Source organism: Iodidimonas nitroreducens (genome assembly GCA_000710935.1).
Taxonomy (GTDB): domain Bacteria; phylum Pseudomonadota; class Alphaproteobacteria; order Sphingomonadales; family Rhodothalassiaceae; genus Iodidimonas; species Iodidimonas nitroreducens.
On the sequence record BAYV01000015.1, the window covers coordinates 25,387 to 41,478 of the forward strand.

The 16,092-nt window shown below is 57.3% G+C and carries 16 protein-coding genes; 9 read left to right on the plus strand and 7 right to left on the minus strand.

The window, feature by feature from the left end; genetic code table 11:
• Positions 1-40 precede the first annotated feature (40 nt).
• Positions 41-739 carry a helix-turn-helix transcriptional regulator gene (locus AQ1_RS07270; protein ID WP_042085868.1) on the plus strand — a complete coding sequence of 233 codons (699 nt, stop codon included), beginning with the start codon at positions 41-43 and terminating at the stop codon, positions 737-739.
• 12 nt (positions 740-751) lie between these two features.
• On the opposite strand, the gene AQ1_RS07275 is transcribed toward AQ1_RS07270, so the two are convergent.
• The 6 genes from AQ1_RS07275 to AQ1_RS07300 all read right to left on the minus strand — a co-directional run bounded on the left by AQ1_RS07275 (position 752) and on the right by AQ1_RS07300 (position 6,107).
• Positions 752-1,240, minus strand: coding sequence for a PaaI family thioesterase (locus tag AQ1_RS07275; RefSeq protein WP_313979988.1), 489 nt, complete (start codon positions 1,238-1,240; stop codon positions 752-754).
• Entirely contained in the window at positions 1,237-2,040 is an 804-nt protein-coding gene (locus AQ1_RS07280; protein WP_042085870.1) for an FAD binding domain-containing protein, read from the minus strand. The genes AQ1_RS07275 and AQ1_RS07280 overlap by 4 nt, the downstream gene beginning before the upstream one ends.
• On the minus strand, positions 2,040-2,519 hold the full coding sequence (locus AQ1_RS07285; RefSeq protein WP_042085872.1) for a (2Fe-2S)-binding protein: 480 nt from the start codon (positions 2,517-2,519) through the stop codon (positions 2,040-2,042). Before AQ1_RS07285 ends, AQ1_RS07280 begins: the two co-directional genes overlap by 1 nt.
• A 92-nt stretch (positions 2,520-2,611) precedes the next feature.
• Positions 2,612-3,268 (minus strand): LysE/ArgO family amino acid transporter, encoded by a 657-nt coding sequence (locus AQ1_RS07290; RefSeq protein ID WP_042085874.1) that lies wholly within the window; start codon positions 3,266-3,268, stop codon positions 2,612-2,614.
• Positions 3,265-4,284 carry an alpha/beta fold hydrolase gene (locus AQ1_RS07295; protein ID WP_042085876.1) on the minus strand — a complete coding sequence of 340 codons (1,020 nt, stop codon included), beginning with the start codon at positions 4,282-4,284 and terminating at the stop codon, positions 3,265-3,267. The genes AQ1_RS07290 and AQ1_RS07295 overlap by 4 nt, the downstream gene beginning before the upstream one ends.
• A 71-nt stretch (positions 4,285-4,355) precedes the next feature.
• Positions 4,356-6,107, minus strand: a complete 1,752-nt coding sequence (locus AQ1_RS07300; RefSeq protein ID WP_042085878.1) for a monovalent cation:proton antiporter-2 (CPA2) family protein — start codon at positions 6,105-6,107, stop codon at positions 4,356-4,358.
• Between the two features lie 142 nt (positions 6,108-6,249).
• Here AQ1_RS07300 and AQ1_RS07305 point away from each other — a divergent pair, with 142 nt between their 5' ends.
• From AQ1_RS07305 to AQ1_RS07335, 7 genes are all read left to right on the plus strand, one after another.
• On the plus strand, positions 6,250-7,251 hold the full coding sequence (locus tag AQ1_RS07305) for a calcium/sodium antiporter (RefSeq protein WP_042085880.1): 1,002 nt from the start codon (positions 6,250-6,252) through the stop codon (positions 7,249-7,251).
• Between the two features lie 11 nt (positions 7,252-7,262).
• Positions 7,263-8,048, plus strand: a complete 786-nt coding sequence (locus AQ1_RS07310; protein ID WP_042085881.1) for an SDR family oxidoreductase — start codon at positions 7,263-7,265, stop codon at positions 8,046-8,048.
• A gap of 1 nt (position 8,049) precedes the next feature.
• Entirely contained in the window at positions 8,050-8,466 is a 417-nt protein-coding gene (locus AQ1_RS07315) for a dihydroneopterin aldolase (protein ID WP_042085882.1), read from the plus strand.
• 416 nt (positions 8,467-8,882) lie between these two features.
• Positions 8,883-10,844, plus strand: coding sequence for an excinuclease ABC subunit UvrC (uvrC, locus tag AQ1_RS07320; RefSeq protein WP_081837187.1), 1,962 nt, complete (start codon positions 8,883-8,885; stop codon positions 10,842-10,844).
• 62 nt (positions 10,845-10,906) lie between these two features.
• Positions 10,907-11,512: a ribonuclease HII gene (locus tag AQ1_RS07325; protein WP_042085884.1), complete on the plus strand. Its 606-nt coding sequence runs from the start codon at positions 10,907-10,909 to the stop codon at positions 11,510-11,512.
• Between the two features lie 171 nt (positions 11,513-11,683).
• Entirely contained in the window at positions 11,684-12,763 is a 1,080-nt protein-coding gene (locus AQ1_RS07330; RefSeq protein ID WP_042086098.1) for a site-specific DNA-methyltransferase, read from the plus strand.
• Positions 12,764-12,832: 69 nt separating this feature from the next.
• On the plus strand, positions 12,833-14,353 hold the full coding sequence (locus tag AQ1_RS07335) for a M20 family peptidase (protein ID WP_081837159.1): 1,521 nt from the start codon (positions 12,833-12,835) through the stop codon (positions 14,351-14,353).
• A gap of 18 nt (positions 14,354-14,371) precedes the next feature.
• Here the strand turns inward: AQ1_RS07335 and mutY are convergent, their stop codons facing one another.
• Positions 14,372-15,616 carry an A/G-specific adenine glycosylase gene (gene mutY, locus AQ1_RS07340; protein WP_081837160.1) on the minus strand — a complete coding sequence of 415 codons (1,245 nt, stop codon included), beginning with the start codon at positions 15,614-15,616 and terminating at the stop codon, positions 14,372-14,374.
• Between mutY and AQ1_RS07345 the strand changes: the two genes are divergently transcribed.
• Entirely contained in the window at positions 15,615-16,076 is a 462-nt protein-coding gene (locus AQ1_RS07345; protein WP_052371087.1) for a DUF721 domain-containing protein, read from the plus strand. The two genes, mutY and AQ1_RS07345, sit on opposite strands and share 2 nt — an antisense overlap.
• The last annotated feature ends 16 nt before the right edge of the window (positions 16,077-16,092 follow it).

The window sequence follows — 16,092 nt, forward strand, 5'->3', positions numbered from 1 at the left end:
TCTTGTCATGTTTATGAAAAAACGGTAATTTATTTTGACAATGCCTTTCTATGATTGGGATGATTTCGCTCATCTGCCAATCACCCTGGACATCCAATCTTTCATTCGCCTGAATGGCTTTGGGGGCACCTATTATATCCGCTCCTGCCAGGGGCGGCTTTGCGTGGCCATCGATCAGCGCCCGGCCGCGTGGATGGAGCATTATCATCAATCGAACTATCTTTATTATGATCCCATTGCCTATGCGTCCTATTCGAAAAATACCGCCTTCTTTTGGGATGATATTCTCAAAAAAACGCAGCTCACCCAAAAACAGGCCCGCATCATGGATGAAGCGCGGCCTTTTGGCTGCGCCTCGGGCTATAATATTCCCTTTCATCAGGGCGGTTTTGATTTTTCGGTCTTTTCGATCTTTGGCGATGATCGCCCATCCGTGAAGGCAAGGCTGCGGGAAAAAAGTGCCGAGATCAAAAAGCTGGCCACACGGCTTCATGAAGCGGTATCAGCGGTGATCGAGACTGACCGCCCCATCGATAGCCCCGATATTACCGAGCGCGAACGCGAATGCCTGTTGTGGACGGCAAAGGGCAAGACCAACAAGGAAATCGGCATCATCCTGTCGATTTCCGAGCATACGGTGAAAGCGCATCTGGCCACCGCAGCCAGAAAGCTCGATAGCCATACAAAAACCCAAACCGTGGTGGAGGCAATCAAGCGCGGCCTGTTCGTGCCCTGGTAAAGGCCGCTTTTTTCAGGCTTCAGTCTGTCTGGACAGCGCCTTTTCCATCAAAACCGGTTTGCAGGTGACCGTGGCGCGGGCCAGCAGGCGATGATCTGCATCATAAAGCGAGCCTTCAAGAAAGCCGATGCTGCGCCCCAGATGCAGGCACTGACCCCGCCCGATCAGGCGCCCCAAACGCACCGGGGCGATGAAGCTGGTCTTGATTTCCAGCGTTGGCACAAAACAGGTGAAACCCGATTTGGCAATGGCCGCAATCCCCGATGTGCTATCCAGCATCGCCGCCACAAAGCCCCCCTGCACCTGCCCGAATGGATTGCAGAATTCAGGCTTGGGGGAAAAGGCAATGAGGCTGGTGCCCGCATCCCGATCCAGCGCCAGCACCTCGCCCCCCAAAAGGGCGAAAGCCGGGCTTTTGAACAGGCTGCGAAAATGATCGAGATCGGCCTGCTGATGATGATCCGGCTGCTGATGATCCGGTTGAATATCTGCCCCGCTCAAGATGCGATCCCGGCGGCCTTCACCGCCCTTTGGGCCATCAGCTTCACCAGATGGGCGCGATAGGCGGCACTGGCATGATGATCATGATTGAGCGCGGCCTCATCCACCCTGAGCGGCTCCAATGCCTCGGGCGAAAACGATTTTTGCAAGGCCTGCTCGAAATCATCAAGACGATGCACCACCGGCCCCGCCCCGGTGACCGCCAAACGCACGCCGGTTCTGAATTCCGCCACGAAAACCCCGGCAATGGCATAGCGCGATGCCGGATGATGAAATTTCATATAAGCCGCGCGCCGGGGTTTTTTGAACCTGATGGCCGTGATCAATTCACCCGCATCAAGGGCCGTTTCAAACATGCCGGTGAAAAAATCATCCGCCGCAATCTCACGCCGGTCGGTGATAATGGTGGCATCAAGGGCGAGCACCGCCCCCGGATAATCGGCGGCCGGATCATTATTGGCCACCGAGCCGCCCATCGTGCCACGATAGCGCACCGCCTGATCGCCAATCGCCCCGGCCAAAGCCGCCAGCGCCGGGATCGATCCCCAAACCTGCGGCGCCATGGCCACCTGATGATGGCTGCACATCGCCCCCAGCACAAGATGATCATCGGCCATGGTGATCTGCTTCAGATCAGGGATCGCCGAAAGGTCCAAAAGATCTGAGGGCATGGCAAGACGCTGCTTCATGGTGGGGATCATGGTCATGCCGCCCGCCAGATAGCTTGCATCATCCGCCGCTTCGAAAGCGGAGCGGGCAGCGGTGACGCTATCGGGTTTTTGATACGTAAAGCTGTACATCATGCTTTCGCCTGATTGAGGCTGCGCACGCCCGCATCGATGGCCTTCACGATATTCTGATAGCCGGTACAGCGGCACAGATTACCCTCAAGCTCATGGCGGATGGTGGCTTCATCGGGGGCTTCATGGCGTTTGGCAATATCAATCCCGGCCATGATCATCCCCGGGGTGCAAAAGCCGCATTGCAGGCCATGATGTTCATGAAAAGCGGCCTGCATGGGATGCAGATCATCGCCCGTGGCCAGCCCCTCGATGGTGGTGAGATCGCAACCATCGGCCTGCACCGCCAATAGGGTGCAGGATTTCACCGTCTGTCCATCCAATTGCACCAAACAGGCCCCGCATTGGCTGGTATCGCAGCCCACATGGGTGCCGGTCAGCCCCAGGGTCTGGCGCAAAAGATCGACCAAAAGGCGATTGGGCTCCACCGATAGCGAGACCGGCGCGCCATTGACTTTCAGATGAATGGGATAGGTCATGAAGCCTCATCGCTGGCATGAATTTGTGGGTAAAACCATGCGCAGATCATTGCGCGACCGGCGATGAAGAGCAAGCCCCCTATCGATTTTTCCTAAAAATCGGCCGTCACTTCCTTGATGGCCCGAAAGGCCAAAGCAAGGGCGATGAGCGTCATGATGATGCCGATGGCCAGATCGAGACGCCGCAAGCCCCGGGGCGACGACAGAAACGGCGCGGCGCGCCCTGCCATCTGCGCAAGACCAAAAAACCAGACCGCCGAACCCAGCACGGCCCCCACCGTAAAAGACAGGCGATCGAGCCCCGCCGCATGGGCCGAAGCCAAGCCCCCCACCAAAACCAGCGTATCCACATAAGCATGAGGATTGAAAAGCGTGAGGGCCAGTGCCACCAGCGCGGCCCGACGCGCTGTGGGGCGAGCCATGTTCGCCTTGCCCGATGCCGTCTTATCCTCAAGACCGGGGGATGGCCGGGCCGCCGCCCGGAAGGCCAGAAAGGCATAAAAGCTGATGAACAAAATGCCCATGGCTGTCGCACTTTGGCGCAACAGGGGGTGCGAGGCGAAAAAGGCCCCCGCCCCCAATGCCCCGAGGGAAATCAGCACCGCATCGGCGAGAAAACAGGTAAGGGCCACCGCCATGGGATGCTGGCGATGGACCGCTTGCCGCAAAAGAAAAGCATTTTGCGGGCCGATGGCCATCACCAAACCGATCGAGATCACAAAGCCTTCAAGGAAAGACCAGATCGTCATCTGATGCGATCGGCAGGCCTGCGCGACCTGCGCGAGACGATTCCATCAAGCCACGAGAGCAGGATGTCATTCACCTCCTGTGGTTTTTCCTGCTGCATCCAATGCCCCGAACCGCGCATATCGATGCGCTGATAATTCGTGAAAAATGCTTCCTTGCCATCGGCCAGATGGGCCGGGCACACGCCATCCAGATCGGCGGTGATCATCAGGGCCGGAATATCGATGGAGGGCTTGCCCCCCAAGGGCTGAAAGCGTTCCATATCCGCCCAGTTCGCATCCATATTGCGGTAATAATGCAAGGGCCCCAGCATCCCGCCAGCGCGAAAGGCTTCCGTATAAACCGCCAATTCGCGTGGAGGCAGAAAATCTTCGCCCGGCCATTTTTCAATCGGCCCCTCAAGCCAGCGCACCAGATCCAGATCCGGGGTGGAAAAAGCCCCGCCGCCCTTGCCGGAGCGCGGCTTTGGCCGCCGCATGAAAAAGCGCATAGTGCGTTCGATATCGTCCTCGAAAATCGCTTCGCACAGCCCCTCATCCTGAAATTGCACGATATACATCTGCGGCCCAAAGGACTTTGCAAACAGGGCCACAGGCGCAATCGAGCCGCGCGGGATAAAGGGCACATTGAGATTGCCAATGGCCTGCAATCGCTCCGGGCAATAAAAAGGCAAGGACCAGTTGATCAAAGCCCCCCAATCATGGCCGATGATGATCGCCCGCTCCACCCAATAATGATCGAGCAGGCCGGTGATATCCCGGGCCAGCATCCCCATGCCATAAGCCGCGCGATCACGGGGCTTATCGGATCGGCCATAGCCCCGCATATCGGGGGCGATCACGCAATAGCCCGCCCGCGCCAATGCCGGGAACTGATGCCGCCAAGTAAAGGCCAGATCAGGAAAACCATGCAGGAAAAGCACCACCGCCCGGGCTTTTTCAGGGGGTGGCCCCGCGCGGTAAACAGCCAGATGAATATCATTGGTTTTGATCATCTCAGGCACGGGAAATGCAAACATAAGCCTCCTGCATGGATTTTATCCACTTTATTGTTTCTATCGTGCAAAGGCGGCCGCGGCCCTGGAAACCTTCAGCCCCGGCCTTCAAGATCACGAATATTGGCATAATCTTCGCTGCGCAAACTATCAATAATATCATCCGCCGTTCCATGGGGCAGGCCAAGGCTGCGCAAAACCTGCGCCCCCAATTGCAGGCTGGCTTCCAAAGTTTCCGGAACACAGGCGGTGGCCCCCAGCTTTTCCAGTTCCTGACCATGGCGATGGTCGCGGGATCGGGCAATGATCGGAATATCGCTGTTCATCCGGCGGGCCGTGCGCACCGTGCGGGCGGCGGATGCCGCACTATCAAGGGTGATGATGAGGCTTGAAGCCTTATGGAGCCCTGCGGCTTTCAGGGTTTCCGGGCTGGCCGCATTGCCATAGAAAACCGGCAGGCCCGCGCGATTGGCATTTTCGATGGTATCGGCATTCAAATCCAGCGCCACATAGGCGATCCTTTGGCTGGCCAGCACCCGCGCCAGCATCTGGCCCACCCGCCCAAAACCGGCGATCACCACATGGCCTTCCAGTTCATGCCCGGTGTCTTCCAGATTCTCCGGATTGGCGGATTGGGCATCATGGATCAGCGCATGGGTGCGCATCCGGCCTTCGATCAAGCGCCCCAGCCAATCCAAAGCCGGGGTAAGGGCAATTGACAAAACCACCATCACGCTCAGAATTTGAACCGCGCGATCATCGAGCAGGCCCAAGGCCAAAGCGGCGGCAAAAACGATGAAGGCAAATTCTCCGGCCTGCGACAATAACAGCCCAAAGCGCAAAGATGATCCGGTGGGCAGCTTGAACAAGCGCCCCAAAAGGGCCGCCACCACCGCCTTCAAAATCAGCATTCCGAACAATAAAACCGCAATCCAGCCCAGATTTTCCAGCACCAGAATAGGATCGATGGCCATCCCCACGGTGAGGAAAAACAATCCCAAAAGCAGGCTGCGATAAGGGGAAATATCAAGCTCGACCTGCGAGCGATAGGCAGTTTCAGCCAGCAGCATACCGGCCAGAAAAGCCCCCAATTCCATCGAAAGGCCCACCTGCTCCATCAGGAAAGCCGATCCCAGAACGATCAGCAAGGTGGTGGCGGTGAAAAGCTCAGCGCTGCGGGATCGTGCCACCAGCCGAAAAAAAGGCTGGGCGGCATAGCGCCCGAGCAGGATCACCGCGCCGATGGCGAGGATGGTTTCCCCCACCGCCGACAAAGCGGCCATGGAAATGCGCGGTGTCCCATTGGCCATGGCCGAGACCAGCAAAAGGATCGGCACCACCGCAATATCCTGAAACAAGAGCACCGAAAATGTCCGCCGCCCCACCTTGCTGGCCAGCGCATCCTGATCGATCATCAAACGCATGACCACAGCCGTAGAGGATAAACCAAGGGCCAGCCCCACCACGGTTGCCGATTCAGACGATACCCCAAAGGCCATGAGCACCAAAGCAATCAGCAAAGCACTGAGCGAGACCTGAAGCCCGCCCAGCCCGAAAATATAGCCGCGCATGGCTCGCAGGCGCTGGAGAGAAAGCTCCAACCCAATGGTAAACATCAGAAAAACAATGCCAAATTCGGCCAGGGAATGGATCTGATCGGTTTCTTCGACCAACCCCAAAACCCCCGGCCCGATCAGCATACCAGCGATCATATAGCCCACAACCGGGCTCCAGCTTAATCGCTGAACTCCCAAAGCCGCCAGAATGGCCGCCAGAAGAAAGACCAGCGCATCGAGAAGGGCGCTTTCACTTCCAATGGTTGCGATCTGTGAAAGCTCAGCCTCCATCCGTGTCTGTCTCCCTGCCTGAAATTAACGCTGGCCACTGCTTTTAATCGGCCCTATCAAGCCCTATATGAACCAATCATCGCGAAGGAACAATTGTCCTGTCAATTTTTCCTGTCATCTGAACCGGATATAAAGAACGCATATGCTTTTTGCCCTTCTTCAAGCAATCATCGGCCTTGGCCTTCTGGTGATTGCCGGTGATTATCTTGTCAAAGGTGCTGTGGCGCTGGCCGAAACTTTTGGCCTGCCGCCCTTGCTGATTGGCCTCACCATCGTGGCTTTTGGCACGTCCGCCCCGGAATTTTTCGTTGGGATTGATGCCGTTTTGCGCGGGGCCCCCACCTTGGCCTTAGGCAATGTGGTGGGCAGCAATATCGCCAACAGCCTTCTGGTTCTGGGCCTGCCAGCGCTGATCGCACCGCTGGCCTGTTCCGCCCCGCGACTGAACCGGAATATGGCGATCATGCTGGGGGCGACCATTTTATTCATTGCCCTGTCGGCGGGCGGCGCTCTGGTTTTCTATGAAGGCCTGATATTGTTCGCGGGGCTGGCTGGTTATCTGGTTTATTCCGGCCTGCGCGCCCGCAGCAATCCCGCAGTGGCGGCTGAATTTCTCGATCTTCCCGAGGTTGAAACCGATGATGCGGCCAATCCGCGCAAAAAATTGCTCAAATCGCTCCTGTTCGTTATCGGGGGCTGCGCCGGGCTTGTGATCGGGGCTGATCTTCTGGTGAGCGGTTCGGTGTTCATTGCCACAAGCTTGGGCGTTTCCGAAGCCATCATCGGCCTCACATTGGTGGCTTTGGGCACCTCCTTGCCTGAATTGGCCACATCGATCATGGCGGCTTTCCGTGGGCATTGCGATGTGGCCTTGGGCAATGTCATCGGCAGCAATATCTTTAATCTTTTGGGGGTGATGGGCGTCACGGTCATGGTGGGCAGCGTGCCCGTGCCCGATAGCTTTTTCGAGGTCGATCTTTGGGTGATGCTGGCTGCGAGCCTTGCGGTCTTCCCCTTTACCCTGCGGCGCGGTTCGGTGGGGCGCGTGGCGGGCCTGTTCCTGCTTTTATTCTATGGCGCCTATATCGGCTGGATTGCCTATAATGGGATGCATATGGCGAATGTCGCCGCCCAGCTTTCCTGAAGGCCGCCGTCATGAACCCCTATCCCCTTAAAAAAGCCATCCTGATCACCGGAGCCGCCCAACGCATCGGCCGGGCCATGGCCCTTGATCTGGGCAAAGCCGGTTATCCCATCGCCGTGCATTATCACCGGTCCGCACAGGATGCCGATGAAACTGTTGATGCCATTCGTGCCGCCGGGGGCCGGGCGCACGCCCTTTGTGCCAATCTGGAAGATGAAGATGATCTGGCACGCTTATGGCCGCGCGCCATCGAACGCTTTGGCCTGATCGGCGGCCTGATCAATAATGCCTCAATCTTTTTGAAAGATGATCTGGACAGCACCACCCGCGAGACATGGACGCGGCATATGCAGATCAATCTGCGGGCGCCATTCGTGCTGATACAGGCTATGGCCGCGCATCTGAGCCACCAAAGCGGGGAGGATGCCACGGGATCGATCATCAATATCATCGATCACAGGGTGTGGAAGCTCAATCCGCATTTCACCAGCTATACGCTATCGAAATCGGCTTTATGGACCCTCACCCAAACCGCCGCGCAGGCGCTGGCCCCCCATATCAGGGTGAATGCCATCGGCCCCGGTCCGGTGCTCCCCAGCATCCATCAGAATGTCGAAATTTTCGAGAATGAAGCCAGCGCCACCCCCCTTGGCCATGGCCCAAAGCTTGAGGAATTCGGGCAAACCGTGCGCTTTCTGCTTGAAACGCCCTCGATCACCGGTCAGATGATTGCGCTGGATGGTGGCCAGCATCTGGCATGGCGCACCCCCGATGTGGATGCAGGCACAGGAGACTGATATGGACGGCAGCGACGACATCACAGCGCGACCTGCTCCCGATATCGCCAATGCCTGGCGCAAAATCCGCCATGTATTCATCCGTGATCTGATCATCGAAGCCCAAATTGGCGTGTGGGAGAAGGAAAAAACCGCCCGCCAGCGCATTCGGGTCAATGTGGATCTGGGGGTCGAGGATCGGGACGACCATCTAGATCGCATCGAAAATGTGGTGTGCTATCACGAGGTGATCAAAGGCATCCGCGCCATCATTGCGGGGGGGCATATCCATCTGGCCGAAACCCTGGCCGAAGAGATCGCCCGCATGGCGCTCGCCGATTCCCGGGTGTCTTCGGCACGCATCCGGGTGGAAAAACTCGACATCGTGGCGGATGCCGCCAGTGTCGGCGTGGAAATCGAGCGCATTCGCCCTTTATAAGAGCTCAAAAGATCGGCTTTGGCCACGAATCTCATAGAGCTTTTGCACAGCCCGCCAAAGCCGTCAAGCGGCTTCTGATGGCCGTTCCATGTCCTTAATGATCTTTCCTGATTTGTTCATTGACTTAATAATAATGCTTTATTATCAATATGTTGATGAAATTGCCTATTTATTGTGCAAAGCCCTGTGACTCAAAGGTTACCGCCATGTTACAGCCACAGCCCAAAGCTTACCCACATAGTTATCCACAGGCTCCGTGGACAAGTTTTCGCCGACTCAAATCCGCCCCATCCAGCCCCTTGAGATGACATGATTTTTTGCCCTGAAGACCCTTTTGGGCAAAATTTTGCGCAGGCAATGACCTGTCCATAATAGAAGATCATGCTATTGAGCAGATGAAAGCAGCAGATCGATCCATGGCCAGACAACAGCAAAATCATCCCCCATCCCATCAGGGGGTCAGCGCGCCTGATAATCCCCTTCTGGGGGATGGCCGCGATGATGATCTGCCAAATGATCCCTTAACCGATACCGGGGTGAAAGGCGCGGATGCCATCCGCGCGGCTTTGGCCAATGCCCCCCATGCGCCGGGCGTTTATCGGATGTTTGATGCCCGCGATGATGTGCTTTATGTGGGCAAAGCCAAAAATATCAAAAAGCGGGTGAGCAGCTATGTCCGGGTCACGGGGCTGAGCACCCGGATCAAACGCATGGTGATGCTGACCCGGCGGATGGAATTTGTCACCACCCATACCGAAGCCGATGCCCTGCTTTTAGAAGCCAATCTGATCAAAAGGCTGAAGCCGCCCTATAATATCTTACTCCGCGATGATAAATCCTTCCCCTATATCGTCATCCGGCGCGGCCACCCATGGCCACAGATTGCCAAGCATCGCGGGGCACGGGGCAAGGATGGGGATTATTTCGGGCCTTTTGCGTCTGCCAGCGCCGTCAATCAAACCCTGAACACCATGCAGCGCATTTTTTTGCTCCGCACCTGCAGCGATCAGGTGCTGGAAAATCGCTCGCGGCCCTGTTTGCTTTACCAGATCAAACGCTGCTGCGCGCCCTGTGTGGGGCGCATTTCCCATGAAGATTACCAAAAGCTGCTCATCGATGCCCGGGCTTTTCTGGAGGGTCGCGATACCGGCATCCAGAAACAACTGGCCACCGATATGATGAAGGCGGCTGAAATCCTTGATTATGAAGCTGCCGCTGTTTTGCGCGACCGGCTCAAGGCACTGGCCCATGTGCAAAGCCATCAGGGCGTGGCCACCAGCCGCTTGCGCGATGCCGATATCATCGCCGCCAGCCATAAGGCCGGGGCCACCTGCATTCAGGTTTTTTTCTATCGCGCCGGGCAAAATCGCGGCAATCGCGCCTATTTCCCACGTCATGAGCCTGATGCGGCCATCGATGATGTGCTGGGGGCTTTTCTCGCCCAGTTTTATGACAATAAACCCCCGCCGGCCCAGATCATTTTGAATGAAGCGCCAGCGCATCTGCCGCTTCTGGCCGAAGCCTTGAGCGTATCGGCGGGCCATAAAGTGCATTTGATCCTGCCCCAAAAAGGCATCAAACGCGATCTGCTGGCCGAGGTGGAAAAAAACGCGACCCTCGCCCTTGATCGACGCCTGGCTGAACGCTCCAATGAACGGCAATTACTGCACGATCTGGAACAGGCCCTTGATCTGGAGACGACCCCAAACCGCATCGAAGTTTATGATAATAGCCATATTCAAGGCAGCCACGCTGTGGGGGCAATGATCGTTTCGGGACCGGAAGGATTTGATAAAAGCCAATATCGGCGTTTCAATATCAAAGACAGCAGCCTCACCCCGGGCGATGATTATGCCATGATGCGCGAAGTGATGACCCGGCGTTTTGCCCGGCTTTTGAAAGATGATCCCGATCAAAGCCGTGGTCTGTGGCCCGATCTGATGCTGATCGATGGAGGCAAAGGGCAATTATCGGCGGTTCTGGCGGTGGCCCAGGATTTCGGGATTGGCGATGATGTGGCGATCATCGGCATTTCCAAAGGCCCTGATCGCCATGCCGGGCGCGAACAATTCCACAAGCCGGGAAAACCCCCCTTCATTTTGCGCGAAGGCCATTCGGCGCTTTATTATCTGCAGCGCCTGCGCGATGAGGCCCATCGCTTTGCCATTGGCGGCCATCGCGCCCGGCGATCCAAGGCAATCAGCAAAAATCCCCTTGATGATATTGCGGGCATTGGTCCGGGGCGGAAACGGGCGCTTTTGCATCATTTCGGCTCGGCGGGGGGGGTGGCCGATGCAGCCCTGAAGGATCTTGAGGCCGTGGATGGTATTTCAGGGGCCATGGCAAAGCGCATTTATGGTCATTTCCATGATCGTTGAACGAAACCTCACAGGGCCAAACCTCACAGAGATTGACTGTTGCCAAGCGGGGGCGAGCGCCTATGCCTGATTTCAGCCATGAGCAGGCTTTTTCGGGCCGTGTGGCCGGGATCGATGAAGCCGGGCGCGGGCCATTGGCCGGGCCGGTGGTGGCCGCAGCGGTTATTTTTGATCGCACCCGCCCCCTTGATGCCAGCCTCATCGGGCTTGATGACAGCAAAAAACTCAGCAAAGGCAAAAGGCTCATTTTATTTGATGCCATCAAGCGCCATGCCCTCAGCCATGCCATTGCTTTAGCGACGGTCGAAGAAATCGATCGCCTCAATATCCTGCAGGCCAGCCTGCTCGCCATGCGCCGGGCTGTGGCCCTGTTGGAACCGGCTCCTATAGCCTGTTTGGTGGATGGCAATCGCGATCCCGGCCTGCCTTTTCCCACCCAGTGCATCATAAAAGGCGATCATAAAAGCCTTTCCATCGCCGCTGCGAGCATTTTGGCCAAGGTCAGCCGCGACCGGATCATGGCGGAATTGGCACAAGATTGGCCGCACTATGAATGGCAGAAAAACGCAGGATATGGCGTGCCAGCGCATCTTGAAGCGCTAAGGCTTGTGGGCCCATCCCCCCATCATCGCAAGAGCTTTGCCCCGGTTCGTAAGATTCGACTCTAGTATAATCTTGCAAAATATTGATTCAAAATGAAGAATCTGATTGACCCGAGTCGCTGTTTTTTCCACACTGGCGGCGTTCAGTGAGGGAAGATCATGACGAAATCACCAGAAAACCTGAAAAAGCCATCGCTTAGTTCAAATGAAAATGCGGGCGCACAGGCATCCCCCAAAATGGCGCATGTGCCCCTTGATAGCATCCTTAAAGGCGATTGCATCGAGCAGATGCGCGCCCTGCCCGATGCTTCGGTGGATATGATCTTCGCCGATCCGCCCTATAATCTGCAATTGAAGGATAATCTGCAAAGGCCCGATCAATCCCTTGTGGCCGGTGTGGATGATCAATGGGATAAATTCGATAATTTTGCCGCCTATGACAGCTTCACCCGGGCATGGCTTTTTGAAGCCCAGCGCCTATTGAAGGAAACCGGAACGATCTGGGTGATCGGCACCTATCACAATATCTTTCGGGTGGGCACCGCCATGCAGGATCGGGGCTTTTGGCTGCTCAATGATATCATCTGGCGCAAAACCAATCCCATGCCCAATTTTCGCGGCACCCGCTTCACCAATGCCCATGAAACCCTGATCTGGGCCGCAAAAACTGCCGATCAGCGCAAATACACCTTCAATTATAATGCCCTGAAGGCGATGAATGATGATCTGCAAATGCGCTCGGATTGGCTGATCCCCATCTGCACGGGGAAGGAACGCCTGAAAAAGAATGGCAAAAAAGCCCATGCAACCCAAAAGCCCGAAGCCCTGCTTTATCGCATCCTGATGGCCGCCAGCCGGCCCGGTGATGTGATCCTTGATCCCTTTTTCGGGTCTGGCACCACCGGGGCGATGGCCAAAAAGCTGGGCCGTCATTTCATCGGGATCGAGCGCGATGACGGCTATATCGCCATCGCCCGTGAACGCATCGCCACAACGCAAAAGCTTGATGAAGAAGCGCTGGGCTACAGCATCTCCAAACGTCAGGCCCCGCGCGTGCCTTTTGGCCAATTGGTGGAAGCCGGGCTGATCCAGACCGGCACCACCCTTTATGACAGCCGCCGCCGCCACACGGCGCGGGTGCGGGCCGATGGTACCCTTGTCTGCCGGGATATGACCGGCTCGATCCACCAGATCGGCGCCCATGTGCAGGGCGCGCCTGCCTGCAATGGCTGGACATTCTGGCATATCGACAAACGCGGCGATCTGGTGCCTCTTGATCGCCTGCGCGAAGAAATGCGGGCCGCGTCTCACGCCTGATCGCGCAAGATCATCGGCCTTGCCGTTCAACGACCAGATAACGATGACATAACGAAGAGGATCGGCACCATGGCCAAAGGCAGGAAGCGACGTTCTCTGATTTTATGGCTGTCGATCCCTTTTGCGGCCCTTATCACGCTGCTGGCCTTGATGGCGCTGCGGTTGATGCTGTTGCCCGATACCGCGCATTCGGAGAAGCAACAGGCCATAACGGGGGCCATGGCGGGGGCCTATTCTCATCCGATTGATGGCGAAGCCGCCCTGATGCGCTTATCGCAGGCGCTGCAATTTCAAACCATATCCACCGAAAATCCGGCTGATCGCGATGCCAGTGCCTTTGCCGCTTTTCATGCCTTTCTGGCGGATCATTTCCCCTTGGTTCATGCCCGGGCGGAGCGCATCGATCTTGGCAGCGATGCGCTTTTTTTCAAGCTTGCGGGCAGCAAGCCCACACTGCCGGGTTCTGTTTTGATGGCGCATCAGGATGTGGTGCCTATCGAGCCGGGCACCGATCAAGATTGGCAGCATCCGCCTTTTTCCGGGGCGATTGCCGATGGCCATATCTGGGGTCGCGGGGCCATGGATGACAAAGGCGCCCTCCTCGCCATTCTGGAGGCTTTGGAGCTTTTGCTGGCAGATGGTTTCGAGCCCGAGCGCACTTTATGGCTGGCTTTTGGCGCCGATGAAGAAGTGGGCGGCGAAAATGGCGCGGTGAAAATCGCCACATGGCTTTCCGAGCATGACATTCCCATTGCCTTTGCCCTTGATGAGGGCCTGGCCGTTCTGCATGGCATTACCCCGGGCGTCAGCGCGCCGGTGGCCATGGTGGGGCTGGCGGAAAAAGGATCGATGACCATCCGCCTCAGCGCCCAAGAAGATGGCGGCCATTCTTCGATGCCGCCGCGCATTTCCGCCCCCGGCAGGCTGGCCAAAGCGCTCACCCGGCTGGAACGCAATCCCATGCCCGCCAGCCTTGATGGCATCCCCGCGCAGATGCTTGTGCGGCTGGCCCCGCATATGGATTTTCCCCTCGATCTGATCACCGCCAATCTGTGGCTCACCGAAGCTTTGGTGATTGATCAGTTTTCTGCCGCCCCTTCAAGCAATTCGATGATCCGCACCACCACCGCCATCACCATGCTGCAGGCCGGTTTTAAATCGAATGTGCTGGCGCAAACTGCCGAAGCCACCATCAATTTCCGCCTGCGCCCCGGCGATAGCGGGCAGGATATCCTCGATCATGTGCGGCGGGTGATCGATGATGAGGCGATCACCATCCATGGCACAGACGAAGAGGCACAGCCCGCCTCGCCCATTTCATCCACGCAATCGGCGGCTTTCTCGGTTTTGGAAAGGAGCATCGCCAAAAGCTTTCCCGATGCCCTGCTGGCCCCCGGGCTGGTGATTGCCGCCACCGATGGCCGCCATTTCACCAAGGCGGCGGATGATGTTTATCGCTTCAGCCCGATGCGCCTTCATCCCGATGATCTCGCCCGGCTCCATGGCACCAATGAACGCTTGAAGATCGATAATTATCTTGAGATGATCGGTTTTTATGCCGAATTGATCAACGCGACTGATCAGAATTAGAGCAAGTCCTGACCGCGATCAGGACTGGGCGGCCAGAGCATGGCGGGCGATTTTTTGCATCAGCCCGGGCAGGCCATCAAGCTGATCCCGGGCCAGCCAATGCCCATCTTTTGGCGCGCTGATCGGCTGATCGGCCCGCAAAACGGTGATCAGCAATTCAAAATGGGTGAAAACATGCCGCACCTCGCCCGGCAGGGTGCTCCACTGGGCTTGATAGGGGGCATGGGCCATGGCCTCAGCCATCAAAGGCGGCGTATCAAGCCAAGGGGATGTGGGAATTTCCAGCATCCCCCCCAAAAGCCCTTTTGCGGGCCGCCGCCGCACAAAAACCGCCCCATCCTTTTCCAGCCAGAAGGCCAAAGCATGGCGTATGGGGCGCTGTTTTTTTGGGGCCTTTACCGGCAGGCTTTCAGCATCGCCTTTGGCAGCAGCCCGGCAATGAGCCTGCCATGGGCATGCCGGGCAGCGGGGCTGGCGCGGGGTGCAGATCACTGCCCCCAAATCCATCAGGGCCTGAGCAAAATCCCCGGGCCGATCATCGGGAACAAGCGCCAATGTCTGCGCCCTGATCGGCTTTTTGGCGGCGGGCAAAGGCTGAGTGATGTGATAAAGGCGGCTGATCACCCGTTCCACATTGCCATCCACAGCCGCCGCCGGGCGATCAAAAGCAATGGCGGCGATGGCGGCGGCGGTATAATCTCCGATCCCCGGCAGGCGCTTTAAAGCCGCTTCATTATCGGGGAAAAGCCCATCATGATCGCGGCTGATGATGATGGCACAGGCATGAAGATTACGCGCCCGGGCATAATAGCCAAGCCCCGCCCATTGATCGAGCACGGCTTCAAGCGGCGCTGCGGCCAGATCCCGCACCCCCGGCCAGCGGGCCATGAAACGCTCGAAATAGGGCTTCACCGCCGTAACCGTGGTTTGTTGGAGCATGATTTCGGAAAGCCACACGGCATAGGGATCAGACCGCTCACCCGCCGCCGCCCGCCACGGCAAATCCCGCCGGTGGCGATCATACCATAAAAGCAGATCACGGCTGATCGGCTGCGATCTTTTTTGCGATTTCCTGATGGATGTCTGGCGTGATCCCACAGGATAACCTAAACTGTCATGCGTCAATGACAAGAACCCAATGATGAAAAGCGGATCGCGCACAGTGGCAGCCAAAGCCGGAAGCGTCAAACGATCATCGTCCCCAAATTCATCGGGCGTCGGCTCAGCGGGCACGCGGCCCCCCGGGCGGCGCGGCCATGCCATGCCCCTGTCGCGGCTGATGCCGGATCTGGCGCGATCCGTCTGGCGGTCACGGGGGTTTATCAATCAGGAAATCGTGGCCCGCTGGGCAATGATCACAGGCACCGCCATCGCCTCGCAATCCGTGCCCTTGCGCCTTAACTTTCCGCGTGGCGAACGCATGGGCGCCAGCCTTGAAATTCGGGTCACCCCGGCCTTTGCCCCCATCCTGCAACATCAGGAACCGCTGATCATCGAGCGGGTGAACAGCTTTTTCGGCTATCGGGCGGTAAGCCGTATTCTTCTCCAACAAGGCCCCCTGCCCCCCAAACCCGCACGCGCGGCTGCACAAAATCCGCAAGCCCCCCCTGATCAAGAAGCTTTGGTGCAGTCAAGTCATCTCGCCAAAGGGGTGGCCGATGATGATCTGCGCCACCTGCTGGAACGCTGGGGCGCGGATCTATTGGCGAAAAAACATCCTTAGGCAAAGCCCAACAATA